Source organism: Rhizobium sp. NPDC090279 (assembly GCF_044769665.1).
Classification (GTDB): domain Bacteria; phylum Pseudomonadota; class Alphaproteobacteria; order Rhizobiales; family Rhizobiaceae; genus Rhizobium.
On sequence record NZ_JBIVYI010000005.1, the window covers coordinates 250398 to 277395 of the forward strand.

General features: G+C 59.6%; 26 protein-coding genes. 12 read left to right on the plus strand and 14 right to left on the minus strand.

Going from position 1 to position 26998, the window contains the following annotated elements; all coding sequences use genetic code 11:
- Entirely contained in the window at positions 1–1647 is a 1647-nt protein-coding gene (locus tag ACIQWP_RS14460; protein ID WP_402788261.1) for an MFS transporter, read from the plus strand.
- Between the two features lie 17 nt (positions 1648–1664).
- On the plus strand, positions 1665–2732 hold the full coding sequence (locus tag ACIQWP_RS14465) for an HlyD family secretion protein (RefSeq protein WP_402788262.1): 1068 nt from the start codon (positions 1665–1667) through the stop codon (positions 2730–2732).
- Between the two features lie 95 nt (positions 2733–2827).
- Here the strand turns inward: ACIQWP_RS14465 and rplI are convergent, their stop codons facing one another.
- The 4 genes from rplI to rpsF form a co-directional block, all read right to left on the minus strand.
- A complete protein-coding gene (rplI, locus tag ACIQWP_RS14470; protein ID WP_402788264.1) occupies positions 2828–3406 on the minus strand; it encodes a 50S ribosomal protein L9 in 579 nt (192 codons plus the stop codon).
- Between the two features lie 20 nt (positions 3407–3426).
- On the minus strand, positions 3427–4404 hold the full coding sequence (locus tag ACIQWP_RS14475; RefSeq protein ID WP_402788266.1) for a DUF2232 domain-containing protein: 978 nt from the start codon (positions 4402–4404) through the stop codon (positions 3427–3429).
- A 163-nt stretch (positions 4405–4567) separates the two neighbouring features.
- Positions 4568–4816, minus strand: a complete 249-nt coding sequence (rpsR, locus tag ACIQWP_RS14480) for a 30S ribosomal protein S18 (protein WP_004122103.1) — start codon at positions 4814–4816, stop codon at positions 4568–4570.
- A 14-nt stretch (positions 4817–4830) separates the two neighbouring features.
- Positions 4831–5283, minus strand: a complete 453-nt coding sequence (gene rpsF, locus ACIQWP_RS14485) for a 30S ribosomal protein S6 (RefSeq protein WP_092851559.1) — start codon at positions 5281–5283, stop codon at positions 4831–4833.
- A gap of 403 nt (positions 5284–5686) precedes the next feature.
- Between rpsF and ACIQWP_RS14490 the strand changes: the two genes are divergently transcribed.
- Positions 5687–6433, plus strand: a complete 747-nt coding sequence (locus ACIQWP_RS14490) for a histidine phosphatase family protein (protein WP_402788269.1) — start codon at positions 5687–5689, stop codon at positions 6431–6433.
- Positions 6434–6509: 76 nt separating this feature from the next.
- Here ACIQWP_RS14490 and ACIQWP_RS14495 read toward each other — a convergent pair whose 3' ends face one another.
- Positions 6510–7553: an aldo/keto reductase gene (locus ACIQWP_RS14495; RefSeq protein WP_402788271.1), complete on the minus strand. Its 1044-nt coding sequence runs from the start codon at positions 7551–7553 to the stop codon at positions 6510–6512.
- A gap of 195 nt (positions 7554–7748) precedes the next feature.
- Here ACIQWP_RS14495 and fabD point away from each other — a divergent pair, with 195 nt between their 5' ends.
- The 7 genes from fabD to gmk all read left to right on the plus strand — a co-directional run bounded on the left by fabD (position 7749) and on the right by gmk (position 14443).
- A complete protein-coding gene (gene fabD, locus ACIQWP_RS14500; protein ID WP_402788273.1) occupies positions 7749–8693 on the plus strand; it encodes an ACP S-malonyltransferase in 945 nt (314 codons plus the stop codon).
- A gap of 24 nt (positions 8694–8717) precedes the next feature.
- Positions 8718–9455, plus strand: coding sequence for a 3-oxoacyl-[acyl-carrier-protein] reductase (gene fabG, locus ACIQWP_RS14505; protein WP_402788275.1), 738 nt, complete (start codon positions 8718–8720; stop codon positions 9453–9455).
- Between the two features lie 284 nt (positions 9456–9739).
- Positions 9740–9976: an acyl carrier protein gene (locus tag ACIQWP_RS14510; RefSeq protein ID WP_004122114.1), complete on the plus strand. Its 237-nt coding sequence runs from the start codon at positions 9740–9742 to the stop codon at positions 9974–9976.
- A 114-nt stretch (positions 9977–10090) separates the two neighbouring features.
- Entirely contained in the window at positions 10091–11353 is a 1263-nt protein-coding gene (gene fabF / locus ACIQWP_RS14515) for a beta-ketoacyl-ACP synthase II (RefSeq protein ID WP_402788278.1), read from the plus strand.
- A 211-nt stretch (positions 11354–11564) separates the two neighbouring features.
- Complete coding sequence (mltG, locus tag ACIQWP_RS14520) at positions 11565–12779, plus strand: endolytic transglycosylase MltG (protein WP_402788280.1); 1215 nt, start codon at positions 11565–11567, stop codon at positions 12777–12779.
- A 110-nt stretch (positions 12780–12889) separates the two neighbouring features.
- Entirely contained in the window at positions 12890–13777 is an 888-nt protein-coding gene (locus ACIQWP_RS14525) for a YicC/YloC family endoribonuclease (RefSeq protein ID WP_402788282.1), read from the plus strand.
- A gap of 3 nt (positions 13778–13780) precedes the next feature.
- Positions 13781–14443, plus strand: coding sequence for a guanylate kinase (gene gmk, locus ACIQWP_RS14530; RefSeq protein WP_402788284.1), 663 nt, complete (start codon positions 13781–13783; stop codon positions 14441–14443).
- 25 nt (positions 14444–14468) lie between these two features.
- Here the strand turns inward: gmk and rsmA are convergent, their stop codons facing one another.
- The 7 genes from rsmA to ACIQWP_RS14565 all read right to left on the minus strand — a co-directional run bounded on the left by rsmA (position 14469) and on the right by ACIQWP_RS14565 (position 23021).
- Positions 14469–15296, minus strand: coding sequence for a 16S rRNA (adenine(1518)-N(6)/adenine(1519)-N(6))-dimethyltransferase RsmA (rsmA, locus tag ACIQWP_RS14535; protein ID WP_402788286.1), 828 nt, complete (start codon positions 15294–15296; stop codon positions 14469–14471).
- Positions 15296–16321, minus strand: a complete 1026-nt coding sequence (pdxA, locus tag ACIQWP_RS14540) for a 4-hydroxythreonine-4-phosphate dehydrogenase PdxA (RefSeq protein WP_402788288.1) — start codon at positions 16319–16321, stop codon at positions 15296–15298. The genes rsmA and pdxA overlap by 1 nt, the downstream gene beginning before the upstream one ends.
- Before the next feature lie 6 nt (positions 16322–16327).
- Positions 16328–17215: a peptidylprolyl isomerase gene (locus ACIQWP_RS14545; protein ID WP_402788733.1), complete on the minus strand. Its 888-nt coding sequence runs from the start codon at positions 17213–17215 to the stop codon at positions 16328–16330.
- A gap of 266 nt (positions 17216–17481) precedes the next feature.
- Positions 17482–19875, minus strand: coding sequence for an LPS-assembly protein LptD (locus ACIQWP_RS14550; RefSeq protein ID WP_402788290.1), 2394 nt, complete (start codon positions 19873–19875; stop codon positions 17482–17484).
- On the minus strand, positions 19876–20961 hold the full coding sequence (gene lptG / locus ACIQWP_RS14555; RefSeq protein WP_402788292.1) for an LPS export ABC transporter permease LptG: 1086 nt from the start codon (positions 20959–20961) through the stop codon (positions 19876–19878). It lies immediately after the preceding gene.
- On the minus strand, positions 20958–22136 hold the full coding sequence (locus ACIQWP_RS14560; protein WP_402788294.1) for an LptF/LptG family permease: 1179 nt from the start codon (positions 22134–22136) through the stop codon (positions 20958–20960). Before ACIQWP_RS14560 ends, lptG begins: the two co-directional genes overlap by 4 nt.
- Before the next feature lie 102 nt (positions 22137–22238).
- Positions 22239–23021: a phosphatase PAP2 family protein gene (locus ACIQWP_RS14565; RefSeq protein WP_402788296.1), complete on the minus strand. Its 783-nt coding sequence runs from the start codon at positions 23019–23021 to the stop codon at positions 22239–22241.
- A gap of 204 nt (positions 23022–23225) precedes the next feature.
- Here ACIQWP_RS14565 and ACIQWP_RS14570 point away from each other — a divergent pair, with 204 nt between their 5' ends.
- A complete protein-coding gene (locus ACIQWP_RS14570) occupies positions 23226–24722 on the plus strand; it encodes a leucyl aminopeptidase (protein ID WP_402788298.1) in 1497 nt (498 codons plus the stop codon).
- 32 nt (positions 24723–24754) lie between these two features.
- The gene (locus tag ACIQWP_RS14575) at positions 24755–25204 is read left to right on the plus strand and encodes a DNA polymerase III subunit chi (RefSeq protein ID WP_402788300.1); all 450 of its coding nucleotides are present in this window, start codon (positions 24755–24757) and stop codon (positions 25202–25204) included.
- A gap of 30 nt (positions 25205–25234) precedes the next feature.
- Here ACIQWP_RS14575 and ACIQWP_RS14580 read toward each other — a convergent pair whose 3' ends face one another.
- Both ACIQWP_RS14580 and ACIQWP_RS14585 read right to left on the minus strand, forming a co-directional pair.
- Entirely contained in the window at positions 25235–25780 is a 546-nt protein-coding gene (locus tag ACIQWP_RS14580) for a GrpB family protein (RefSeq protein WP_402788302.1), read from the minus strand.
- Between the two features lie 75 nt (positions 25781–25855).
- Positions 25856–26779, minus strand: coding sequence for a Gfo/Idh/MocA family protein (locus ACIQWP_RS14585; protein ID WP_402788304.1), 924 nt, complete (start codon positions 26777–26779; stop codon positions 25856–25858).
- Positions 26780–26998 lie beyond the last annotated feature (219 nt).

A 26998-nucleotide genomic window follows, 5' to 3' on the forward strand; every position in this document is an offset into this window, starting at 1 on the left:
ATGAGCGGTGAGCCAGGCCCGGTTGCCAACGCGGAAGCCAACGCCGTCCCTGCCGCTCCGCCGCCTATGCCGGGCTGGAAGGTGCCACTCTATATTGCGGCATCCGTCATGTTCTTTCTGACCCAGGGTCTGGGCCTCAATCTCGCTTTCGCCAATCTCACGCAGATTCAGGGAACCATCGCAGCAACGACCACCGAGTCGGCATGGCTCTCCGCCGCCTATATGGCGCCGAACGTCAGTCTCGCCATCGCGCTCGTAAAGATCCGGCTGCAGTATGGCGTTCGCAATTTCGCCGAAGTCAGCATTCTCGGCTTCGTCGTCGCCTCGCTGCTCAATCTCTTCGTTTCCGATCTGCAGTCGGCAATCGTGGTCCGCTTCTTGAGCGGCATCGCTGGCGCGCCGCTCTCGACGCTCGGTTTCCTCTATATGCTGGAAGCCTTCGAACCGGCCAAGAAGATGACAATCGGCGTCAGTCTGGCGATGATGAATACGCTGTTGGCGGCGCCCATCACCCGCCTCGTATCGCCCTCGCTTCTCGATAATGGCGAATGGCGCGGCCTCTATACGCTGGAAATGGCCCTGGCGTTGCTTGTCATGCCGATCATCTACCTGCTGCCGTTAACGCCGCCGCCGCGCGTCAAGATCATCGTTCTTGGCGATATCTTCAGCTATCTGTTGGTTGCGATCGGATTCGGCTGTCTCGCGGTCGTTTTGTCGGTCGGGCGCCTGTATTGGTGGCTGGAAGTGCCCTGGCTCGGCGTCGTGTTGGCCGTCGGCATCGCGTCGCTGACCGTTGCCATCGTCACCGAACTGCGCAGGTCGACACCGCTCATCGACATTCGCTGGCTTGTGCAGCCGGAGATCCTCCACTTGACGGGCGTTCTTTTGTTGTACCGCCTGATTGTCGCCGAGCAGACCTCGGTCATCATGACCTTCTATCAGAATGCGGTCGGTCTGCTCTACGATCAGCTGGCCTTGCTTTACTGGATCATTTTGGCTTTCTCGGTCGTCGGCGGGCTCATCTGCACCGTGTTCATGTGCTATGGTTTCAGCTGGCAGATTCAGTTCGTCGCACTCATCCTGATGGGGGTGGGGTCGCTGATGGATTCGCAGGTGACGAACCTGATCCGACCTGAGCAGATGTATCTCAGTCAGGCGTTGGTCGCGGCCGGTGCCGCGCTTTTCCTGCCGCCGTCCATGTCCGAGGGCTTCAAGGCGGCTCTGTCCAAGGGGCCGCCCTATCTGGTGACCTTCTTCGTCATCTTCACCTTCACGCAAAGCGTCGGCGGTCTGATCGGCTCGGCTTTCTACGGCACGCTGATCATCATTCGCGAGAAGTTTCATTCGGCAGTCTTGACCGAGCGGGTGCTGCTGACCGATCCGCACGTGGCCGAGCGTGTCAGCCAGCTTTCATCGTCTTATGGTAAGGTGATTGGCGATAGCGCGCTCTTGAAGGGCGAAGGGCTGGCGCTGCTCGGTTCACAGGTGAGCCGCGAGGCCAATATGCTCGCCTATGGCGATGCATTCTTTGTCGCCGCCGCCATCGCCTTTGTGTCGCTCGCCGTACTTTCGCTGCATGTATTTGTCCGCTTCGTCAGAACTCGGCTCGCCGAAAGTCGGTCGCAGGCCATCGCATCCAACCCTTGAGGATATGAAATAGGTCCATGTCGAGGCTCGTTCGCTCTCCAATCGAAGTCATCGCCGTTCTCGCCGGCATCGGCGGCGTCATGCTGATACTCTATGCCTGGCACCTGCCGCCGTTCAAAAGCTCGGTCGAAACCACCGATGATGCCTATGTGAAAGGTTATGTCACCACCATCAGTCCCCAGGTCAGCGGCTATATCACCGACGTGCCGATCAAGGACTACAAGCTCGTCAAGGAGGGCGACGTGCTCGCCCAGATCGACGATCGCATCTACAAGCAGAAGGTGGCGCAGGCGAATGCAACGCTCGCCGGGCAGAAGGCGGCGCTCGCCAATTCGCAGCAGCAGGAGCAGGCGGCCAAGGCCGGCATCGTCTCCAGCCAGGCGCAGATCGACAGCGCCAATGCCGCGTTGAAGCGCGCGCAGCTTGCCGCCGATCGCGTGACGACACTGGTCTCGAGAGGCGTATCGACGACAAGCGATTCCGAACAGGCACAGGCAACGTTGCAGCAGGCGCAGGCATCGGTCAATCAGGCCAAGGCCGCATTGGATGTGTCGCAGCAGAATCTGACGACCATCATCGTCAACCGCGCCTCGCTAGAGGCCGGCGTCAGTGGTGCGGAAGCGGCGGTGCAGCTTGCCGACATTGATCTCGACAACACGACCATCAGGGCGCCGCAGGACGGCCGCGTCGGGGAAATCGGCGTGCGTCTCGGTCAATATGTGACACCCGGCACGCAACTGATGAACCTCGTCCCGAAGGACATCTGGGTCATCGCCAATTTCAAGGAGACGCAGCTCGACGGCATGAAACTCGATCAGCCCGCAACGATCTCCGTGGATGCTCTCGGGCATCGCGAGATCAAGGGCCGTATCCAGCGCTTCTCTCCGGCCGCGGGCTCCGAGTTCGCCGTCATCAAGCCCGACAATGCCACGGGCAATTTCACCAAGGTCGCCCAGCGCCTCGGCGTCAGGATCAAGATCGAGGATGGGCAGCCGCTGGCGGATGACCTGGCGCCCGGCATGTCCGTCGTCGTTTCGATCAACAAGGATTCGGCTCCGCTGCCGGAGGCCAAGGATAGCGACTGACCGAAGGGTTCGTCCTATCCTCTCCTGGAACATAAAAAAGCCTGGGTCCGAGACCCAGGCTTTTTCGTTCGTAATCTCTAAAGAAGGCTTGAGGATCAAGCTTCTTCTTCGGCGTTGCCGTCGGCTTCCGGATCGAAGAAGTCTTCCGGACGCAGGGCGTCTTCGTCGATGCCGTAGATGGCATCGGCGGAGGTGAGGGTCTCGCCCTTGGACTGACGCTCGGCTTCTTCAGCGGAACGGGCAACGTTGAGTTCGACCTTGATTTCGACTTCGGCATGCAGGCCGATCGCGACATCGTGCAGGCCGATAGCCTTGATCGGGGTGTTCATGTGAACCTGGCTGCGGCCGATGTTGAAGCCTTCGGCGGCGAGGATTTCGACGATGTCACGGGCCGCGACCGAACCGTAGAGCTGGCCGGTTTCGCCAGCCGAGCGAACGACGATGAAGGACTTGCCGCCGAGAACGTCGGCAACCTTCTGGGCTTCGCTCTTGCGCTCGAGGTTGCGGGCTTCGAGCGTTGCGCGCTCGGATTCGAAGCGGGCCTTGTTGGCGGCGTTGGCGCGCAGCGCCTTGCCGAGCGGCAGCAGGTAGTTACGAGCAAAGCCGTCGCGAACCTTGACGGTTTCGCCCATCTGGCCGAGCTTGGATATGCGTTCGAGGAGAATGACTTCCATTTTCGTTGTTCCTTTCGATTTCAGAGTTTCGTGTCTTGTTTGGGTGTGTCGGCATTCTTGTTCGGAGTGAGCGATATTGCCTTGCGGACATCGTAGAGGCCGAGAACGAGAATGATGAAGAGCGGCAGCGTCAGCACGAAGGACATCAGGTAGCAGATGACCAGCACCGGCAGGCGCCAGTCCTTGCCGCGGGTCCGGTAATGCAACGATGCAAAGCCGGAAACGATGAAGCCCGCGCCGAAGGCACCGAGCACGGCGGCGGCGATGAGGGCCACGACGCCGCCGAAGAAGATGGCGACGATCGCCGCGAGAAAGACGAAGATCGCATTGCGGTTCATGCGCAGCGCCGAGGGGATGTCTTCGCGGGGGCGCAGATTGCGGCTCGACGTCGCGACGATGCGTGTCGCCACATAATAGGCGGCCAGCAGCATCATGACCCAGATCATGCCCCAGGCGACGGGGATCGCATAAAGCATGAGGCTCTTGGTCTTCTGGATCGCGACAGGGTCGAGCGGCAACGATGGCTGCTGCTCGCCGACGGCCTTGACGTAGAGATCCACGACCTGGCCGACGAGGTCGGCACTGTAGCCCATGACCGCGCCGGCGACGATGATGACGACGGCGGCAAGGCCGCATAGGTGCAGCATGATGTCGGAGAGCGGATACCAGGCGGTCAGATTATCCGGCCCGCCGAGTTCGGAGGCGGGACGCGCCAGATTGGCAAGATGGCTGAGCCATGCCGGGATCAGGGCCAGCAGAACGACGAACAGCCCGAAATAGACCGATTGCGCGACCGTGCCGACAATACCGGCAGCCACGACGGCGACGATGACGGCCATGTTGCCCCAGCCGAGGCCGACGATCAGGATCGGGAGAGCGGAAAGCGCGCCGAACAGGATGAACAGCAACGGCTGTATCGTCGCGCCATACACGAGTAGGGCGGCGGTCAGACCGGCGAGTGCGCCGATGCCAAGCTCTTTTGCGTTCAACTTCTTCACGTCGCTGTCCTGCTTCGTATGAGCAGTTAGAGGATGCTTCCGAAATTCGGTTCTGGAAGCCGTCCCCAACATGGGGTTTCAATATTCCGATCCGCGCCCATCGCGAAAGGGAGAAGGGAAGGCATGACTGCCTTCCCTCTAATTCATTCTGCGTCGGTCGCTATTAAGCGACGACGTAGGGCAGCAGGCCGAGGAAACGGGCGCGCTTGATCGCCTGGGCGAGTTCGCGCTGCTTCTTCTGGGAAACGGCCGTGATGCGGGAAGGAACGATCTTGCCACGCTCGGAAATGTAGCGCTGCAGGAGACGAACGTCCTTGTAGTCGATGCGCGGCGCATTGGCACCCGAGAACGGGCAGGTCTTGCGGCGGCGGTGGAACGGGCGGCGGACCGGTGCGGAGGAAACTTCAGACATTGTTCAAAATCTCCTTATACGCGGTCTTCGCGCGGACGGCGCGGACGGTCTTCGCGGTCACCACGATCCGGGCGAGGACCACGGTCACGGTCGCCGAAGCTGCGCTCCGGGCGGTCGCCATCGCGGCGCGGACGGTCGTCACGGTCGCGCTTCTGCATCATGGCAGACGGGCCTTCTTCGTGCTTCTCGACAGCGATCGTCATGTAACGCAGGACGTCTTCGCTGATGCGCATCTGACGTTCCATTTCCTGGATCGCAGCGGCCGGAGCATCGATGTCCATCAGGGCGTAATGAGCCTTGCGGTTCTTCTTGATGCGGTAGGTGAGGGACTTGAGGCCCCAGTTTTCGATACGCCCGACTTTACCGCCGTTAGCTTCGATAACACCCTTGTACTGTTCTACGAGGGCGTCGACCTGCTGAGCGGAAATATCCTGTCGAGCAAGGAATACATGTTCATAAAGAGCCATGGATAGCTTTGCCTTTCTTGCGTTGATCTGACCCGATATTCGGCGGCTAAGCCTCAACGACTGCTCCTGAGAGGGATAAACCCAGGCAAGAAAAGCGTTTCCGAGACGGTCGAGAGCGGAGACACGGGAGGCTGGAACGCTTCCGTTCCGAACGATTCCCCTTATCGGAAAACCGGCCCTCCGTTCAGCCACCAGCCAGAAGACCGGGTTGCGAACAGGGCGGCTTATACGGATTTTTCTCCGAAAGGCAAGGGTGGGAACGAAATTATGCCGTTTTGCTCGACGACGGCATGCGATCGCTGGGAATGCTCAAGCCAAATTGCGAGTGCCCGCCGGCAGCAGCGTTGCGCCCGCCACGCTCTCCAATATGATGAGCCGCGAATGACAGCAATAGGGATGGTTCATGCGCATCTTCCTCGTTCGGCACGGCGAATCCCTCGGCAATATCGACGACCGGGCCTATCGGCAATTCGGCGATCACAATGTTCCGCTGACCGAGTGGGGGTATCGGCAGGTGCTGACGGCGGGGGAGGCGATATCAGCCTATCTGAAAGGACTGCCATCAGCCGAATTGCGCAAGCTGAGCGTCTGGTATTCGCCGTTCATGAGGACGCGCCAGAGCAAGGATGCCTTGCTGGAAGTTTTGCCGGCCGATCTGATCGGGGATGTGAGGGAAGATTATCTGCTGCGCGAACAGGATTTCGGGCTCTTCACCGAGATCTACGACCATGCCGAACAGAAGCGGAAGTTCCCCGACGAATTCGAGAAATGGGCGAGGCTGCGCAACAATAACGGCAAGTTCTATGCACGGCCGCCCGATGGAGAGAGCCGCGCCGATGTCGCCCAGCGCCTCCGTCTGTTCCTGCAGACCGTCATGCACGACGCCGAGAATGGCAGAAACAATGTCATCATCGTCGGCCACGGCGTCACCAACCGCGCCTTCGAGATGAACTTCCTGCATCACCCGGTCGATTGGTTTGAGCGCTCGGACAATCCTGGAAACGCCGACGTCACCCTGATCGAGGGATGCAGTTCGGAAGGCTATCGGTCGATCCTGCTTCACAAGGCCAAGGACCGCATGAAAGGGCAGGAAGAGTTGCGCGAGGCGTATGGATCCGAATTGACGACCGCGCCGGAGGCGGAGGAATAGAATAGTGCTGAGCACATTCTGCTCCAAGGCACTTTATAGTGGGGCGCCCCGCGTGAAAACGGGGCGCTTTTCAGCTTCACATCGGCATCGGATATTTCCGGTGAACTTGTTCGATCTCGGCCAATACCTCTGTTGGCAGCGTCACATAAGCGGCGGCGATATCGGTTTCGAGCTGCGCCATCGTCGTGGCACCGATGATGACGGAGGCCATGAAGGGCTTGGTGAGGCAGTAGGCGAGCGCCAGCTTCGATGGGTCGATGCCGTATTTGGCGGCGATTTCGAGATAGGCCTTGACCGGCGGTTCCTGCAGCGGCTGCAGGCGGCCGCCGATGTCTTGATTGATCGAGCCACGCGAACCGGCAGGCCGGGCGCCGCCGACATACTTGCCACTGAGAATACCGCCGGCGAGTGGCGAATAGGCAAGCAGGCCGACATCCTCGTGATGCGAAAGCTCGGCCAGGTCGAGATCGAAATGCCGGTAGAGCAGATTGTATTCGTTCTGCGTGGTCGCTACGCGCGGCAAGTTCTTTTGTTCGGCGATCGTCAGGTATTTCTGGATGCCCCAGGTCGTCTCGTTCGACAGGCCGATGGCGCGGATCTTGCCGGCCTTTACCAGCTCGCCCATCGTTTCCAGAATCTCGGTGATATCGGCGATCGCCTTTTCGCGGTCCTGATTGAAGGGGTTGTAGCGCCAGTTCTGGCGGAAATGGAAATGGCCGCGGTTCGGCCAATGGACCTGATAGAGGTCGATATAATCGGTCTTCAGTCGCTTCAGGCTGGCGTCGATCGCGGCGTTGATATTGGCGGCATCCGGACCTTGTCCGCCGCGCAGATACTCGCGGCCAGGGCCGGCGACCTTGGTGGCAAGTACGATTTCCTTGCGCTTGCCGGTCTTCTCGAACCAGGTGCCGATATATTCCTCGGTGCGCCCTTGCGTCTCCGGTCCCACCGGCGTCGTCGGATACATTTCGGCGGTATCGAAGAAATTGATGTCCTTCTGGACGGCATAGTCCATCTGCGCGTGAGCTTCGGCTTCGCTATTCTGCGTGCCCCAGGTCATCGTGCCCAGGCAAATCTGCGAAACGGAAATATCTGTGCGGCCTAAATTCTTATATTTCATGGGAAAACCTTGGGGGATGGGAGAAAGCCAAAATGAATGAGGTCGCGCAAATTTAGGCTCGATCTGAGCAAGCGCAAGAAAAAAATCATTGTGCTTCGCAGGCGCAAAAGCCTGTGGCGACAGGGCTTGCACTATTGACTCCGCTGTAAACAATGTCATTGGGAAGCGAAACGACCCCCAAAAGGACGCTTTATAATGACTGTTGCTTTCACATTTCCCGGCCAGGGCAGCCAAGCCGTTGGCATGGGCAAGGACCTTGCCGACAATTTCGCCGAGGCGCGCGCCGTCTTCGAGGAAGTCGATGAAGCGCTCGGTGAAAAGCTCTCCGACGTCATCTTCGACGGCCCGGAAGACAAGCTGACCTTGACGGCCAATGCGCAGCCGGCGCTGATGGCCGTGTCGATGGCCGTTATCCGCGTGCTGCAGGCGCGCGGCTTCGATCTGAAGAGCAAGGTCGCTTATGTGGCCGGCCACTCGCTCGGCGAATATTCGGCGCTCTGTGCCGCCGGCACTTTCTCGCTTGCGGACACAGCGCGGCTGCTGCGCATTCGCGGCAATGCCATGCAGGCGGCGGTCCCGGTCGGCGTCGGCGCCATGGCCGCGATCATTGGGCTCGAACATGCCGATGTCATCGCCGTCTGTGCCGAAGCGTCCGCCCTCGGCGCCTGCCAGATCGCCAACGACAATGGCGGCGGCCAGATCGTCATCTCCGGCGAGAAAGCTCCCGTTGAAAAGGCCACGGAGCTCGCAACCGCCAAAGGCGCCAAGCGCGCCATCCTGCTGCCGGTCTCGGCACCCTTCCATTCGAAACTGATGGCTCCGGCCGCGGACGCCATGCGCGAGGCACTTGCCGGCGTCGCCAAGGCCAACCCGGTCGTGCCCGTCATTGCTAACGTCAAGGCCGCTCCGGTTACGGACGCCGATGAGATCGCCAGGCTGCTGGTCGAGCAGGTCACAGGTCAGGTTCGCTGGCGCGAAACGGTGGAGTGGTTTGCCGCCAACAATGTGACAACATTGTATGAAATTGGCGCCGGCAAGGTGCTGACCGGCCTGGCGCGTCGCATCGACAAGTCGGTCAACGGCATCGCCGTCAACAATGCTGCAGACATCGATACGGCGCTCGGCGCATTGCTCGGCTGATAGAATAAGGAACGAGGGACAAACATGCTTGATTTGACCGGCCGCAAGGCCCTGGTAACCGGTGCATCCGGTGGCATCGGCGAAGAAATTGCCCGGCTCCTGCACAAGCAGGGCGCCATCGTCGGCCTGCACGGCACGCGCGTCGAAAAACTGGAGACGTTGGCCTCCGAACTCGGCGATCGTGTCAAGATCTTCCCGGCCAACCTGTCGGATCGTGACGAGGTAAAGGCACTCGGCGCCAAGGCCGAAGAAGAGCTCGGCGGCGTCGATATTCTCGTCAACAATGCCGGCATCACCAAGGACGGCCTCTTCGTGCGCATGAGCGACGAGGACTGGGACGCGGTGCTGGAAGTCAATCTGACGGCGGTCTTCCGCCTGACGCGGGAGCTCACTCATCCGATGATGCGCCGCCGCTATGGCCGCATCATCAACATCACCTCCGTCGTCGGCGTGACAGGCAATCCCGGCCAGGCGAATTACTGCGCCTCCAAGGCCGGTATGATCGGCTTCAGCAAGTCGCTGGCGCAGGAAATCGCGAGCCGCAACGTCACGGTTAACTGTGTCGCTCCCGGGTTTATCGAGAGCGCAATGACGGGCAAGCTGAACGACAAGCAGAAGGAAGCCATCATGGGTGCCATTCCCATGAGGCGCATGGGCACGGGTCAGGAAGTCGCTTCGGCGGTCGCCTATCTCGCCTCTTCCGAAGCCAGCTACGTCACGGGTCAGACGATCCATGTCAACGGCGGCATGGCGATGATCTAAAGGAATTGCTATTGGAGGGAACTTTCCCTCCAATAGCATGTTGAGCAACCCGGAGCCGGCTATTTTCTGGCTTTGCGACGGACTTAAACCGTGTTAAGCGGGCCATGACTGAGAACAGTCGTCCGGAAAATGCAGACGGACTGGGCCGCATTCAAGGCGCTGGACCGGAACTCAATGCCGGGTTGAACGGGTTTGCCAGCGGTGTCAGGACTGACGCTGCAGGTTTGAATAGGTAGGGATGTCACAGGGCATTCTGATCAGGATATAAAGTCGAGGAAACCGACATGAGCGATATCGCAGAACGCGTAAAGAAAATTGTTGTTGATCATCTTGGCGTTGACGCCGACAAGGTTGTTGAAAGCGCAAGCTTCATCGACGATCTGGGCGCGGACTCGCTCGACACCGTCGAACTGGTCATGGCCTTCGAAGAAGAATTCGGCGTTGAAATCCCGGACGACGCTGCTGACTCGATCCTGACGGTCGGCGACGCGGTAAAGTTCATTGAGAAGGCTCAGGCCTAATCTTTTGCGCTTTTTGACGGGGCGGGCTGAAGAGTCCGCCCTATTTCGTCCGATAAAGTCGGACGAAGCATATTTATACGCATATCATCATAAAAAGACGGGGGTCTGCGGGCGATGAGACGTGTCGTTATCACGGGTACCGGCATGGTATCACCTTTGGGCTGCGGCACGGAGGTGTCTTGGACGCGTTTGCTCGCTGGGCACAACGGTGCGCGCCTCGTGACCGAATTCGAGGTCGAAGATCTCCCCGCCAAGATCGCATGCCGCATTCCGGTCGGCGACGGCAGCGACGGCACGTTCAATGCCGACGACTGGATGGAGCCGAAGGAACAGCGCAAGGTCGATCCGTTCATCATCTATGGCATGGCGGCCGCTGATATGGCGCTGCGCGATGCCCACTGGCACCCCGAAACGGACGAGGACCAGATCGCCACCGGCGTCATGATCGGCTCGGGCATTGGCGGCCTCGAAGGCATCGTCGAAGCCGGCTATACGCTGCGCGACAAGGGCCCGCGCCGCATCTCGCCCTTCTTTATTCCCGGCCGCCTCATCAATCTCGTGTCCGGCCAGGTCTCGATCCGCCACAAGCTGCGTGGCCCGAACCATGCCGTCGTCACCGCCTGCTCGACAGGTGCGCATGCGATCGGCGACGCCGCCCGGCTGATCATGCTCGGCGATGCCGACGTCATGGTGGCAGGTGGCGCCGAAGCTCCGGTCTGCCGTATCTCGCTGGCTGGCTTTGCCGCCTGCAAGGCCCTGTCGACTGACTTCAACGATACGCCTCAGAAGGCTTCGCGCCCCTATGACCGCGACCGTGACGGTTTCGTCATGGGTGAGGGCGCCGGTGTCGTCGTTCTCGAAGAACTGGAACACGCCAAGGCCCGCGGCGCCAAGATCTACGCCGAGGTCGTGGGATATGGCCTTTCGGGCGATGCCCATCACATCACCGCTCCGTCCGAGGACGGCGAAGGCGCGTTCCGTTGCATGACTTCGGCGCTGAAGCGCGCGGGACTGACGCCGGCCGATGTCGACTACATCAACGCCCATGGCACCTCGACCATGGCCGACACGATCGAGCTCGGCGCCGTCGAGCGGTTGGTCGGCGATGCCGCGTCGAGGATCTCGATGTCATCGACCAAGTCGGCGACCGGCCATCTTCTTGGGGCTGCCGGCGCCATCGAGGCGATCTTCGCGACGCTCGCCATCCGCGACAATATTGCCCCTCCGACGCTGAACTTGGACAATCCGGAGCGCGAGACCACCATCGATCTCGTTCCGCACAAGGCTCGCAAGCGCGAAATCAACGTTGCGCTGTCGAACTCTTTCGGCTTCGGCGGCACGAATGCGTCGCTTGTCCTGCGTCGCTATGAGGCTTAATAACAACGCGTAACTGTTAGGGCGAGGGTGCCTTTCGGCAATCTCGCCCGCGTCCTTGATTGTTGCTGCGCCTTCGTCTTTCTCGGGAATACGGTGCGGGAATGTCTGATCGGTCGAAGTCGGAGCTGAGTTCCGCCTTATCTTCTGAACCTGCTTTTTGCCGCATTGCTTGGCCAAAGAGCAGGCAATCATAAAAGGGAAGGGATTGCCGGTGAGCGATACGAACCAGAGCAACGGAACTCCGAACGGGCAGAAAGGACCGATTATCCCGAAATCGGCCAATGAAGCCTTGCGTCCGGAACGTGTTCCGGACCCGCCGAAGCGTTCGCGCAAAGCTCGCAGCCAGATGGTCATCTTCCTGAATTTCCTGATGACGCTGGCGGTTTTTGTCGCTGTTGCCGCGGTCGGCGGCGCCTATTATGCGTTTTCGATCTATCAGGGTTCCGGTCCGCTGACGACCAACACCAACTTCATCGTTCGCAATGGTGCCGGCCTCAGCGAGATCGCCAATCGCCTTGAATCCAATAACATCATCACGGATCAGCGCATCTTCCGCTGGCTGACGGCCACCTATCTGCATGACGGCGAGACCCTTCGCGCCGGCGAGTACGAGATCAAGGCCGGCGCCTCCATGAAGGACATTATGGAGCTGCTGAAGTCTGGCAAGTCGATCCTCTATTCGGTCACTCTGCCGGAAGGATTGACGGTGCGGCAGATGTTCAACAAGCTGCAGGCCGATCCCGTGCTGGAAGGCGATCTGCCATCGGCCCTGCCGCCGGAAGGCAGCCTCAGACCCGACACCTATAAGTTCACGCGCGGCACCAAACGCGGCGAGATCGTTCAGCAGATGGCGGCGGCTCAGACGAAGCTGGTCGATCAGATCTGGGAAAAGCGCGACTCGAGCGTGCAGCTGGCGAACAAGCAGGATTTCATCACGCTCGCCTCGATCGTGGAAAGGGAGACCGGCCTCGCCGATGAGCGTGCGCATGTTGCTTCCGTCTTCCTGAACCGCCTCGGCAAGGGCATGCGCCTTCAGTCTGACCCAACTGTGATCTACGGGCTCTTCGGCGGTGAAGGCAAGCCGTCCGATCGTCCGATCTATCAGTCCGATCTGAAGAAGGACACGCCCTATAATACCTATCTCATCAAGGGCTTGCCACCGACGCCGATCGCAAATCCGGGCAAGGATGCTCTGGAGGCCGTCGCCAATCCCTGGAAGACGCAGGATCTCTATTTCGTGGCTGACGGCACCGGCGGGCATGTTTTCGCGGCGACGCTGGACGAGCACAACGCCAATGTCAGGCGCTGGCGCAAGCTGGTTGCCGAAAAGGGCGAGGACCCCAGCGCGATTGCCGTGGATGGCCAGCCGGACGACTCTGCCGTGGCCCCTGGCTCGGGCGCGCAACAGAAGAAGAAGACCAACTAATCCCCACTGCGCTGTGGCTCGCCCAAGGAGTCCAGCGCGGATTCACTTTACATTGCCCCATAATCCGAAGATTTTCGTTGGATTGGGGATAGGAACTATCGGAGGCTTGCATGGCATTGCAGTCCATGACCGGCTTTGCCCGGCGTGAGGGAACGAGCGGTCGTGGCCGCTGGGCATGGGAGCTGCGCTCGGTAAACGGCAAGGGGTTGGATATCCGCCTGCGCCTGCCGCCGGGCCTGGAGCGTCTCGAAGCGGATGTTCGCAAGTCGATTGCGGATCGGCTCTCACGCGGCAATCTGCAGGTCAGCCTGTCGCTTTCCGTCGAGGAGAGCCGTGTCGAGGTGGTCGTGAACCAGGATGCGCTGGCGGCGATCCTGGCGCTGCGCGATCAACTGGTCGGCATCGTCGATCCCGCTCCGTTGAGGCTGGAAAGCCTGATGGCCGTGCGCGGCCTGGTGGAGTTCAAGGAGGCCGAAGAAGACGAGGTTGCGGTCGCAGCGCGCGATGCCGACATCATGGCCGGCCTTGAGGCGGCACTCGGCGATCTCCGCGACATGCGCAGGCAGGAGGGCGATGCGCTCGGCAGGGTTCTGCTCGGGCAAGTCGCGACGATCGAGGCGCTGACGACCACAGTCGAGGGCGATCCCTCCCGTTCGCCGCAGGAAATCGCAGCGAGATTGGCAACGCAGGTTTCCATGCTTCTGGACGGCTCATCCGGCCTCGACCGCGACCGGCTGCATGCAGAAGCCGCCCTGCTTGCCACCAAGGCGGATTTGCGCGAGGAGATCGACCGCCTGAAGGCGCATGTGGCAGCAGCGCGCGATCTCATGTCCAAGGGCGGCCCCGTCGGCCGCAAGCTTGATTTTCTTGCACAGGAATTTAACCGGGAATCGAATACTATCTGTTCGAAGTCGAACGCGGCGGCCGTAACGGCTGCCGGGATCGAACTGAAGGTGGTCATCGACCAGTTCCGCGAACAGGTCCAGAATTTGGAGTAGGCCATGAAGCCGGCGACATCCACATCCATTCCGATCGCCCGCCGGGGGCTGATGCTTGCCATCTCCTCTCCATCAGGCGCCGGCAAATCGACAATTGCGCGTAACCTGCTGGAGAAGGACGGCGAAGTCAGCCTTTCGGTCAGCGTTACCACCCGACAGCGGCGGCCGAGCGAGATCGAAGGCGTGCACTATCATTTCGTGTCGCAGCGCGAATTCGAGCGCCTCCGCGATTCAGACTCACTGCTCGAATGGGCCGAGGTGCATGGCAATTTCTACGGCACGCCGCGCGAGCCGGTAGAGGTGGCGATGGCCGAAGGTCGCGACATGCTTTTCGATATCGACTGGCAGGGTGCCCAGCAGCTGCAGGAGAAGATGCCGGCCGATGTCGTCTCTATCTTCGTGCTGCCGCCAACCATGACCGAGCTGCAATCGCGCCTTCATCGTCGCGCCGAGGATTCCGAGGAGGTGATCGCCAGGCGTCTCGCCAATTCGCGGGCCGAAATCGCCCATTGGCGTGAATATGACTATGTCATCGTCAACGACGATCTGACCCTGGCCTTCAATGCGGTCCAGTCGATCGTCAAGGCCGAGCGCCTGCGCCGCGACCGTCGGCATGGCATGTTCGATTTCGTTCGCGAACTGCTGGAAGAGACGCCGCAGCTCTGAAGCCGATCGGACGCTCTGATCTTGATCAAAGGCAATTTGCCAGCCGGCAGAGCTCCTCCACCGAAAGCGTCTCGGCGCGGCGCTGCGGGTCGATCTCGGCCTTCAGCAGAAGCGTTTCGCCGCCAAGCGGCTTCAGGCTCTGGCGCAGCATCTTGCGGCGTTGGCCGAAAGCGGCCTGGGTCACCTTCTCCAGCTTGTCGACGGCACAGGGAATGGGATTTTCCCTTGGTGTCAGATGCACCACCGTCGACGTCACCTTGGGCGGCGGCGTAAAGGCCTGCGGAGATATGTCGAAGGCCATCTGTGCCTCCGTGCGCCAGCCGCAGAGCACGCCGAGCCGGCCGTAGTGGTCGTCATCCTCCTGCGCCACGATCCGCTGGCCGACCTCTTTCTGGAACATCAGGGTCAGAGACTGCCAGAAAGGTGGCCAATGATCCGGCAGCAACCAGTTGACCAGCAGCTGGGTGCCGACATTGTAAGGCAGGTTGGCGATGATCTTGACGGGGCCTTCTGGTGCCATTGCCGCAAAATCCGTTTTCAGCGCATCGCCTTCGATCACCTCAAGCCGGCCCGGATAGTGATCGGCGATTTCCGCCAGCGCCGGCAGGCAGCGCGCATCGCGTTCGACGGCGATGACCTTGGCCGCACCGAGCGCCAGGATGGCGCGCGTCAAACCGCCAGGCCCAGGTCCGACTTCGAAGACGGTGACGCCTTCAAGCGATCCGGCTGTGCGTGCGACCTTCTGGGTCAGATTGAGGTCGAGAAGAAAGTTCTGGCCAAGCGCCTTGCGCGCATCGAGGCCATGGCGCTGGATCACATCGCGGAGGGGCGGCAAGCCATCGAGTGCGGCCATCAGCGATTATTTCCGATCTTGCTGCTAATCTCACTAGCCAGCTTGAGGGCTGCCACGAGACTGTTTTCCTTGGCAATACCCTTGCCGGCGATGCCGAAGGCCGTGCCGTGATCCGGGGAAGTGCGGACGAAGGGTAAGCCAAGCGTGACATTGACGGAATCGTCGAAACCGAGCGCCTTGGCGGGAATCAAAGCCTGGTCGTGATACATGCAGATGGCGACATCGTAACGTTGACGGGCGTCATCATGGAACATGGTGTCGGCGGGCAGGGGACCGAATGCATCAATGCCTTCGCTGCGGAGCGTGTCGATTGCAGGCCTGACGATTTCGTCGTCCTCCTTGCCGAGTGCGCCGTTCTCCCCGGCATGTGGATTGAGGCCGGCAACGGCCAGGCGTGGCGTGGCGATGCCGAAGCGGCTGCGCAGGTCGTGATCTGTGATCCGGCACGTCTCGACGATCAGATCGAAGGTCAGTGCCTGAGGCACCTCTTTCAGCGGAATATGGATGGTGACCGGGATCGCGCGGAGCTTCGGACCGGCCAGCAGCATCACGGGCATGACCGGCTTCCCAGTCGCACGCGTCGCGAGATCCGCCAGGAATTCCGTATGGCCGGGAAAACCGAAGCCGGCTTCATAGAGCACTGATTTGGCGATCGGATTGGTGACTACGGCGGATGTCCGGCCGCTCATGCTGAGTGAGACGGCCGTCTCGATGGCGGCAATCGTGCCTTTTGCCGTCGCCACGTGCGGTTCGCCGGCGGTGACTTCCATGCCAGCTTCGATAGGCAGGATCGGTAACGCATCCGGAAATATATCGCAGGTATTTTCCGGATCGGCGATTGCGAGTTGTACGCTCAGACCGAGCTGGGACGCCCTTGCTGCCAGCACAGTGGCATCACCCAAAAACAGGAAGGGCGGTAAATCCAGCTCACCACGGCGAAGCCAGGCGGCGAGCGTGATATCGGGACCTATGCCCGCCGGGTCCCCCTGCGTGAGCGCAAGGGGAAGGGAGGAACGCGGCGGCATCGTCAATCAGCGATAGACGATCTGCGCCTTGGAGCGCAGCTCATCCATGTATTTCTTGTCGTTGGCGCTGACGCCTTCTGCATTGTTCTTGCCGAGATCCTCGGCGCGGAACACGGCAGCCGCGGCGACGTCATCGTTCACCTGGCGCTGCGAGCAAATGGCCACATACTCGACGCCGCGATCGGTGATGATGGGAGAGGTCGTGTTGCCGGACGCTTTTTCCAGCAGCGGCTTCCAAATTTCCGGAACCTCCGGTGCAAGCACGCGGCCGAGATCCTGGACGGAGACGTCATGCATGGTTGCGGCAAAGACCTTTGCCTGGTCGCAGCCCGGGAACTTGGACCGCGACGCTTCGGCTTCAGCCTTGCGCGCATTCAGGATGGCATTCCGCTTTGCGGCCGGCACGACAAAGACGATCTGCTTCAGGAAGTATTCCGTCGTGACCGGCTTCGTCTTGTTTTCCGTCATGCGTGTCACAAGATCGTCGTTCGACATCCGGCTTCTGGCGCCGAAGCGTGCATTGACAATCCGCGGCCAGCTCATGGAAACGGCGATATAGGATTTGAAATGATCGACGGTGACGCCGGTCTTGTCCAGAATCTGGCTGAGCTGTGCGACCGTCATCTTGTTGCTGGCGGCGAAACGGCCGAAGGCGGCATCGACATCCGTCGTCGAAACGGACATGCGCAGGCGGGAGATCTCCGCACGTTTCAGCGTTTCGTCGACGAGCTGATCCTTGGCGAGCTTGTTCAGATCGCCCTTCTGGCGCTGCAATTTGAGGAAGGCAACGCGCTTGGCAATGTCGCCGGATGTGATCACCTGGCTGTTGACGAGGACCTTCACTTCGCTTGCCGCGAAAGCAACATCGCTGCTCGGCACGGCAAAGCTCGCCATAACCAAGGCCACTGCCCCGAACACCAGAGCGCGCATCGGTGTCTTTCCAGAAAACATCAACTACCCCTTCCCAAAGGTATTTCCTGCCAGCATTGTGCCGTATCGGCATGCCTGTCGCGCAATACGGCAACTTTGCGCCACATGTCTACATCAAGCGCGATGAATTGCAAAATCCTTGCGGCGAAACAATGACGCCGGAAGCGGCAAACCGCCTCGACGCAAAAGAGCCGGCGGTGAAGCCGGCTCCCACGCAGTTTCGATCCATGTCAGAACGTTGCGTCCTGGACGCTGCCAAGGTTGACATCGCCAAGCGTACGGAAGGTCAGGCGGGCGCCGATCGACCAGTCGCTTGCCGAATTGGCGGTCGTATCCTTTTTATTGAGGAACGAAATGTTGAGGATCGTGCATTCGTCCTCATAAGAAAGGCCGATGCCTTGGCGGGTGATCTGATTATTGTTGATATCGTAGCTGACCGTGCCGAAGACAGACCAGTATTCCTTGAACTTGATCTGCGCGCGCGACTGGATTTCGTCCTGATTGCTGGTGAAACCGTACTGCGGTTGGGCAGCAATATGCGTGTAGATCAGAGATGTCTGGAATATATCGTTCGAGAAGCCGACGGATGTATCGCCGCGACGGAAGGCAAAATCCTTCTCGTCGAAGCGATAGGACGTTGCCAGCGAGATCCCCTGCGGCGTCGTCAGGCCGAACATGGTGACGTAGTCGGAGCGGGTCGTTTCAAGGCCCGAATCCGAGCCGACGCCCGCAAGATCCGTGGTGGCGAAGGAGTTGCGTCCGGCAAGCTGATAGGACTGACCGAAAATATGCTGCAACTTGTAGCCGTTGTCGAAGCTGCCCGTGTAGCGCCATCCAACGTTCGCTCGCGTGCCGCCTTCTACACGGTCGAAGCCGGAGAACTTGTCGCGGTCGAACAGATTGGTCGCATCGAAGACCAGGCTCTGCGCATCCTCGTTCGGCAGCCGCCCGCCAAGCTGTTCGTCCGGGCGCACATAGATCTGTGCGATCGGCTCGAACACATGCGTGCTGTTGCTTGTCGTGATGAGGAAGGGATACTTGGCCTCGAGGCCCAAGGTTGCCATGCCGCGTGAGGCATAGTCGCTCGTGTCGTAATTGCCCGAGTAAGTTCCGGCTGCAGGCCCATTCATGTCCAGGCCGTAGACATCGCCGCGAAGCGCCGCCAGCGGTGTCAACACCAGGCCTTGGTCCGTGGTGAATGTACGTTGCCACTGCACCTCGGTGCTCAGGCGGGTATAATCTCCGGAAAGACCAAGATAGCGGTCATTCAGGCTGGAGTCGCCAAGCGCGGTAGTGGCATCGAGCACGGATGTCTTGTCACGCGACAGGTGCGTGAAATTCATCTTCGCAGACAGTTCACCGCCGTAAACCGATTTGGGATCGACATAATCATAGTCGATGCTTGGATAGACGTATGCCTGCTGCTTTTGCGCAGTGCTGTTATTGTCGGCATCCTGCACGTTATAGTAGAAGGCGCGCATATCGAAGAAATTGCGCTTTCCGATACCGGTCAGGTAGGCTTGGTTGGTATGGGTACTCTGGTTCACCCCGTCCAGTCCGTAGGTGCGCGAGAAGTTGTTATCACTCTGCACCATCACATCCCAGCCGAAAGACCAGCGGGGATTGATCTTGAAGTCCGCCTTGGAATTGATCATGCCGCGAGTCTTGTGCTCGGCATCGCTGGTTCCGGAGCTAAAGACGCCCGGGTCCATCTGATTGATGCCGGCCACATGCAGGACATGCGTGCCATTCTCGAACCGCTGACGGAATTCACCTTGAAGCAACAGGCCCTGGTTCGAATAGCCCGTTGCGGTAACCGTCGCATCCATGCTCGGCGAAATGACATAATAATAAGGAACCGTTACACCGACGCCGAGACGCTGAGAAACGCTCGCCGATGGAAACAGAAAGCCGGACTTGCGCTTGACCGTGTTGTCGGGAACTTCAATCCACGGGACGTAGGCGATCGGTAGGCCGAACAGCTCGAAGCGAGCGTGTTCGAGACGTATGGTATGCGTCACGCCGTTCTGGACGACGCGCTGGGCTTTGACCTGCCACAGTGGCGCGCGCCCCTGTTCGGAACAGGCCATACAAGCGGTGTAGACGCCCTTCGTCAGAATGAGCTGTGTGCCGCCGACCCTCTCGCCCTTTTCGGCGACCATGCGGGTATTGTCAGGCATCTCGACGCGCAGGGCGTTCACGAAGCCGTCGGAGAAGCTGTCGGTGACGTCCATTTTGTCACCGTACATGCGATTGCCGTCCGGGGTAATCAGCTCCACATTGCCGAGAGCTGTCATCCGCCCGGATTTCTGATTATACTCGACCTTCTGGGCGACCATTTTGTAGCCGCCATAGTTGATCTGGACCGCACCGCTTGCGGTGACGATCTGAGTATCCTTGTTGTAGACCAGTTCGTTGGACGAAAGGACTAGCTTTGCGCCTTCCGGCACCTTCACCTTGATAGGGGAGGTAGCAGTGCCGGCAGCGCCATTGTTATTGCTGGCATTATTATTGTTGACCTGGGCGTAAGCGACGACCGGGCTCAAAATATATGCACACGTGGCCGTGCCCGTAACGAGGGCAGCCACAAATTTTCTGATACTCTTGCGGTTGCCTGCCGCCACTTAGCCGTCCTCCTGATGAAGCAGGATCGTTGCTCCGAATGCCAATGCGACGATCACGGGTATCCATGTCGCCACGTAGGGAGGAACCACTCCGCTGCTCCCGAATGCCTTTACAAGCACGGTGACAACATAAAGCACGAAGCCGGAGAGTATTCCACCCAGAATCACAGAGCGCGATTGATTGAATCTACTGAATTTTAGGGACACAGTTGCTGCTATCAGCGTCATTGCCACGAGAAGGAATGGCTGTGACAGCAGCGAATGAAACTGTGTCTCAAGTGCGTTGGTCGATATGCCGAAGGAGCGTGCGACCTTTATTCGATTAGAAAGATCATAAAAAGCAATGGTTTCCGGTTGAGCCAAACGTTGCGAGACGAAATCTTGTTTCAGATTCGTACGGACTTGTATCGAACTCTTATGGTCGGGAATCTCCCCCGGCCGCCGTTCGACGACATTGTTAAGAAGCCAGTAACCATCTTCCAATTTTGCCGACTGCGCATCCTGCCGCAGGACGATATTTCCCTGTGAATCGAAGTGGATAAACACGACGCCCATCAGCGTCGTTCCATTGTCCAGGATGGCCTTGGCACCGATGATTGTGTCGTCTTTTCCGTTGGACTGCCGCAGCCACGGAATAGAAAGTGTATTGCGATAGGACGGGTCGCCGCGCAGATCGGCTTCGATCGCTTCGGCATGCCGCTGGCCCCATGCAGCTACCGGATTGAGGGCGAGCATGGTCATGAGCCCGACGCAGAAGGCACCCATCACGAAGGGCATCATAAACTGCCAGACCGAGATGCCAGCCGCGCGCGCGATGACCAGTTCGCGGCGGCGATTGAGGGCTATCAGTACCGTCATGCCCACGAAGAGCGCGATGAACGGTACCGTCTGTTGCAGGATGAACGGCAGTCGGACTGCCGTCATCAGCAGGCCGATGGAGACGGTATATCCAGGCAGCCCCGCAAGCCGGCCAGCGGTTTCGCTGAAATCGACGAGGTAGACGATCGAGATGACGCCGAGGAAGAACCAGAACGTCGTCACTATGTAACGCGTGAAGAAATAGCGCCCGAGCGTGCCGAAAATCATGCACCGCCCCCGTTGGAGCTGCCCGGGGCAGTCGGCATACGGTCCTGAACTTTCTGCCGCCAGTTGCTGAGGCGATTGCGGATCGAGACAGGCATTGACATCTTTCGGTTCCGCAACAGCAGGGCGATGGCGACAAGGGCCGAAACGATGTTGAACGCGTAGAGAACGCCGATGAATTTGGCTGAATTGTCGATCTGGTTGGCAGCGTAGAAATCTGCCCAGCGCAGCGCGAAGGATATGGTCAGCGCCGACACCATCGGATGTAGCCGCGCCTCGCGATGTGACCGCGCGTCACCGGCAATCACCAGGGATATGAGAGCAAAGATTGCCGGCAGCGCCCAGTCGTTGAGGCGGCGGTGCAATTCGGCACGATAATCGCCAGGTCTTTGCTTGTAATCCGGATCATTGGTGTCCGGATTGAGCAGGAAACCAAGGCTGCGATCGCTGGCTCGTGCATTTGCCTGGCCGCGGCTTTGCGTCATGTCCGATAGATCGAAGGAGTAGGAATCGAACTTGATGACGGAGACGTTGCCATCGGGCGTCTTGCGATGAACCTCGCCGTCCTTCATCAGCAGCGACGTGCCGCTCGGATCGACGGCTCCTTCCTTCGCATAATAGATAAGGTCGAAGGCTGGGTCGCGAGAATCGACTACGAACAATCCTTTGAGGATTCGCCCCGACATGCGCTGGGAAATCTGGACGTAGAGACCGTCTTCGATGCGTCGGAAATTCTTCTCTTCAATCACTGTGGATAGAAGGTCCGCATAGGCTTCGGCAACCATCTGACGGGCGGCAACGCGCGCCTTTGGTTCAACGACATTATCGACAAAGAACGAAAACGCGCTGATCGCGATCGCGAGAATCATGATCGGCCGGATGATGATGCTGCGTTTTGCGCCCGCGGCCTCCATGACGGTCAGCTCGGAATCGCTGTTCATCGCGGTCAATGTCTGGGTGATGCCGATGACAAGTGCGAAGGGCAGAACGATCGGAATGATCGTCGGCAGAATGAGCGTCGCGAGCTTCGCGAAGGACCCCATCGACTGACCGCTATCCGTCACGAGATTGATGCGCTGCAGAACCTGTGTGGTCCAAATAATGGCGAGCACTGGCAGCAGGGCCACCAGGAACATCATACCGACACGCCGTACGATATATGTCTCGAATAACTTCATGCCGGCCCTTAAACGCAACAGCTGCCGAGCGAGCCGACAGAGATTCACCCTCCTCTACGCTGTTTACGTTTTTTTGGCGACAACCAACTCGAAAAAAATTCGTTAATTTTCCGAGATTCTTCTGTCGTGTGTCGTTTGAGATAACGCCAGCAGGGCGGCGAATATGACAAGCGAGGAGAGCCAACCGAGGATAGCATCGGAGAGATAATGCCCGCCAAAGGCTACTCTAAGTGCTGGAATCAGCAGTGAAACGGCTGCAATCAGCGGAGCGGCAGCTGATCTGAGCGGCTGAGGGATGATGAGGATCAGACAGAACAGCCAACCCGCCGCCGCGGCTTCGCCCGAGATGAACGAGCAGTTGCTGACACATTTGCCGGCGAAAGATCCCGCATGCACGAAATCGAACGTGCCGCCGAAGAGATCCGTCTGGCGCGGGCGGGGGCGGCCGGAGAAGGTTTTCAGCCACAGATTGACGATCAACACCGGGCCTATGAGCAAGGAGCCGAGCGCGACTTTGAGATTGCGCGCATGCAATTTGTTGAAGGTTGCTCCGTGGTGCTGCCAGCATTGGAACAGCATCCAAACCAGCACGGCAGCGACGATATAGGGCAGCTGAAAGAACACTTCCCGCAGCAACTGCATGTGCCGATCGCCGCTTAATGGGAAAGTGCCGCAGATCTGATCGGGCTTTACGCTCGCAAGACATTGTTGCGGCAGGAAGAACATGTTCGCGACACTAAGGTCGATCTGTGGAAAGAGCGAAAACAGACCCAGCAGAGCCCACCAGAGACAGAAGAGGGCGATGAAGGCATCGCCTGCGGTGCGCGGACGCAAAATCTCTGGAAAGCGATCTTCGCGATTGAGGCTGTTGAAATCTATGATCAATGCGGCTTTCCGACAAGGATTGTACCGCGCGCGGCGGCTAGAACACCATCGCGTGCAGTCTAGCTGCGCTAAATGACAGGGATTTGAAGCCGTCGGGCGCCCTACATAAGGAATGCTGCGCCAAACGCTTGTATTCCCTAGCCAGACCTTGAATGATGGTTGTGCAATGTTCTTTCACTACGACGCATATTTATCGGAGCAGAAATGTCTGTGAAATTCGAGATTTCCTTCGCCAAGTCGGCTCGCCTCAGCGGCGGTCTGGCCATTCTCCTGAAAGGCACGGACAGTGAGCTGCCGGCTGGCGCCGAGAGCGCCGATCCGGCAAATGTTTTCGCCAAGGCCGCACCCGTATCCGGCTTCAAGAGCAAAGCGCTGAGCAATCTGGATATCATCGCGCCTGAAGCGTCGCCGGTCGACCGGATCATCGTCATCGGCACCGGCAAGGCCAAGGATCTGACTGCGCACGACTGGCTGAAGCTTGGCGGCAGCGCGGCGGCAAAAATCCGCAACACGGAGAAAGTCGCGATCTTCCTCGATGCGCCGAATATCGAGGTCGGTGCCCGGCAAGCCGCCGATTTTGCCCTGGGCATGCTTCTGCGCGCCTATAGCTTCGATACCTATAAGACGAAGAAGGGTGACGACGATGAGAAGGGTGCCTCCCGCAAAGCGGTGAAGGTGACGATCGTTACCCAGGAGGCGGCGGCCGCCAAGAAGCTCTATGCGACCTCCGAAGCCGTGGCCGGCGGCGTGATTCTCGCGCGCGATCTCGTCAACGAGCCGCCGAATGTTCTTGGCCCGGTGGAGTTTGCAGCGAAGGCCAAGGAGCTGGAAAAGCTCGGCGTCGAGATCGAGATCCTGACGGAGCGCGAGATGCGCCGGCTCGGTATGGGAGCGTTGCTCGGCGTGGCGCAGGGCTCGGCCCGCCCGCCTCGTCTGGTCATCATGCAGTGGAAGGGCGGCAAGGCGAAGGACAAGCCCGTGGCCTTCATCGGCAAGGGTGTCGTCTTCGACACCGGTGGCATTTCCATCAAGCCGGCCGCCGGCATGGAGGAGATGAAGGGCGACATGGGCGGCGCAGCGGCCGTCACCGGCCTCATGCATGCGCTTGCCGCGCGTGAAGCCAAGGTCAACGCCATCGGTGTCATCGGTCTTGTGGAAAACATGCCCGACGGCAATGCGCAGCGCCCGGGCGACATCGTTACCTCCATGTCTGGCCAGACGATCGAGATCATCAATACCGATGCCGAGGGCCGGCTCGTTCTCTGTGATGCGCTCTGGTATACGAACGACCGCTTCAAGCCGCAATTCATGATTAATCTGGCGACGCTGACCGGAGCTATCCTCGTCGCGCTCGGCAATCTGCAGGCTGGCCTGTTCTGTAACGACGACAAGCTGGCGGGCGAGTTGACTGCGGCGGGTCTTGAAACCGACGAGCGCTTGTGGCGGATGCCGCTCGGCAAGGACTACGACAAGATGATCGACAGCAAGTTCGCCGATATGAAGAACACCGGCGGCCGCTATGCCGGTTCGATCACCGCGGCCCAGTTCCTCAAGCGTTTCGTCGGCGAGACGCCCTGGGCGCATCTCGACATCGCGGGTACCGCGATGGGATCGGTCCAGGACGAGATCAATCAGTCCTGGGGTTCAGGCTTCGGCGTGCGCCTGCTCGATGAGCTGGTCCGCACCAATTACGAATCGTGACCGGCCTTGCTTTGTAAGATAGAAGAGGCGGCATGACAGACGTTCTCTTCTATCACCTGACCGAATCGAAGCTCGAAGACGCCCTGCCGCCGCTGATCGACAAGAGTGTCGAGCGCGGCTGGCTGGTCGCCGTGCAGATGCGCGAGCCGGCACGACGCGATCTTCTCGATAACCATCTCTGGATCTATCGCGAGGACAGCTTTTTGCCGCACGGTACCGATGAAGATGAGATGGCAAACCGCCAGCCTGTGCTGCTGACGGTTTCCACGGACAATATCAATAATGCCACCGTGCGTTTCTTCATCGATGGCGCCGAGGTTGCTGATGTCGGCGCCTATCAGCGCGTGGTGCTGATGTTCGACGGGTACGATCAGGAACAGTTGGAAAGCGCGCGCGCGCAATGGAAGCGCCTGAAAGGCGAGGGGCACAACCTCACCTATTGGCAGCAGACGCAGGAAGGCCGTTGGGAGAAGAAGGCCTAGTTCCTTCTCGCCTTGCCGGGAAGCGGCGTGCTACTCGCCTTCTGCCAGGATTTTTTGGATGAAGTCCTTCTTCGCCGCGGTATAGGACGCGCGATCATTGGCGTATTTTGCGGCCAGCTCGATCTTCAACGCCTCATAGGCGTGAGCGAGGTCCGGACGTCTGCGCATCTTATCGCGGAAAATCAGGAAATTGCGCCAATTTTGGCCGCCATGTTCGACCACATGCACGAGATGCGTGCGGGTGTCGCCTTCGATATCGCGACCGAAAATATGGTCGTCCGGTACGATATTGCTGCCGGCATAGACATAGCCGATCGACGCCATCGGCTCGACACAGGCAAGGCCGTCCTCGAAGCGCCGCACGGCGACGGCGATGTCGATGATCGGCTTGGCCTTGATCTCCGGAATGGAGGTGCTGCCGAAATGCTGGACATCGACCGCGAGGTCGCCGAGAGCCTTGCGAATGGCAGATTCCTCCAGCAAATAGGCCTCGTGCCAGCTCTGGTTCGGGTCGGCGAGCCTGACGGATTTGTGACCGACGCCGAGCCCGAAAGGCTGTTCATTTTCCGTTGCCATCGGCAACTCCCCGATGAAGACAATGCGCCACGCTAGCACGTCGCGGGCCGCATTGTCTTCACTAGGAAATGCCTATCAATCGTAAAATGCTTCAACGAATTTGCGCCTGCCGAGCATGAAGGCATCGGCGACGTGGCGCAGCGGCGAAACGTCGACATCGGAGGTCCCGGCTTTGACGATCTCGGCAAAACGGCGATAGAGCGAAGGATATTCAGCCTCGGGCGCGGAGAATGTCAGCTCGCCGTTGACGGAAAGCTTGGAGCCGCCATCGGCCAGAACCATCTGGCCGGCATCCGTCTCGGCGACGATGTCCCAGCTCTGTTTGCCGGTCTGGCGCCAGTCGAATTCGGCATGGACGGGAAGGCCGGCTCCGCTCTTGAAATGCAGATCGGCGGCGATCGGCGAATCCCGGTTTTCCGGGAATTCCAGCGTCGCGCCGGTCAAGAAGAGCGGCGGCAGGATATGGGTGACGATCGACAGCGCATTGATGCCGGGATCGAAGACCCCGAGGCCGCCGGCCTGCCAGATCCATTCCTGATTCGGATGCCAGTGGCGGACATCTTCCTTCCAGATCACGTGGGCGCTGCGGATAGTCGTTCCGGCGAGGAAGCTCTTTGCCGCCTCCACGGCCGGCGCATAGCGCGAATGCCAGCTGGCAAAGAGCGAAACACCCTTGGCTTTCGCGAGGTTTTCCAGATCGGCAACTTCGCTCAGCGTCGCGCCCGGCGGCTTTTCCAGGAAAACATGCTTGCCGGCCGACAGCGCCTTGTAGGCAGCTTCATAGCGATATTGCGGCGGCATGCAGAGCGAAACGGCGCTGATTTCAGGCACGGCCTCCAGCATCGCATCGATGGTGGTAAACGACGGAATGCCTTCGACCGTGCCGTGGCGGCTTGCCGTGGCGATCAGGTCGAAATCGGGGTTGCTGGCAATGGATGGAAGGTGCTGATCGCGGACGATCTTGCCGACGCCGACGATGGCGAGCTTGATGGGGGACATGGGTGTCTCTCGATTAGTATGATTATTGATGCGATCTTTAACAGAATGCCACATTCGGGCAAGGGGCGGCAAATCGCAAGGGAAGGCCCAAGGTCCAATCTTGGGCCATCATGCCCGTGTGCCATCCTGCTTGGAAAACGAGTACCGGCTCTTGATTCACAGCCTGAAATCGGCACTCTGCCTCAGCGCGGCAAAAAGATCCGGGAAGAATCGCCGCGG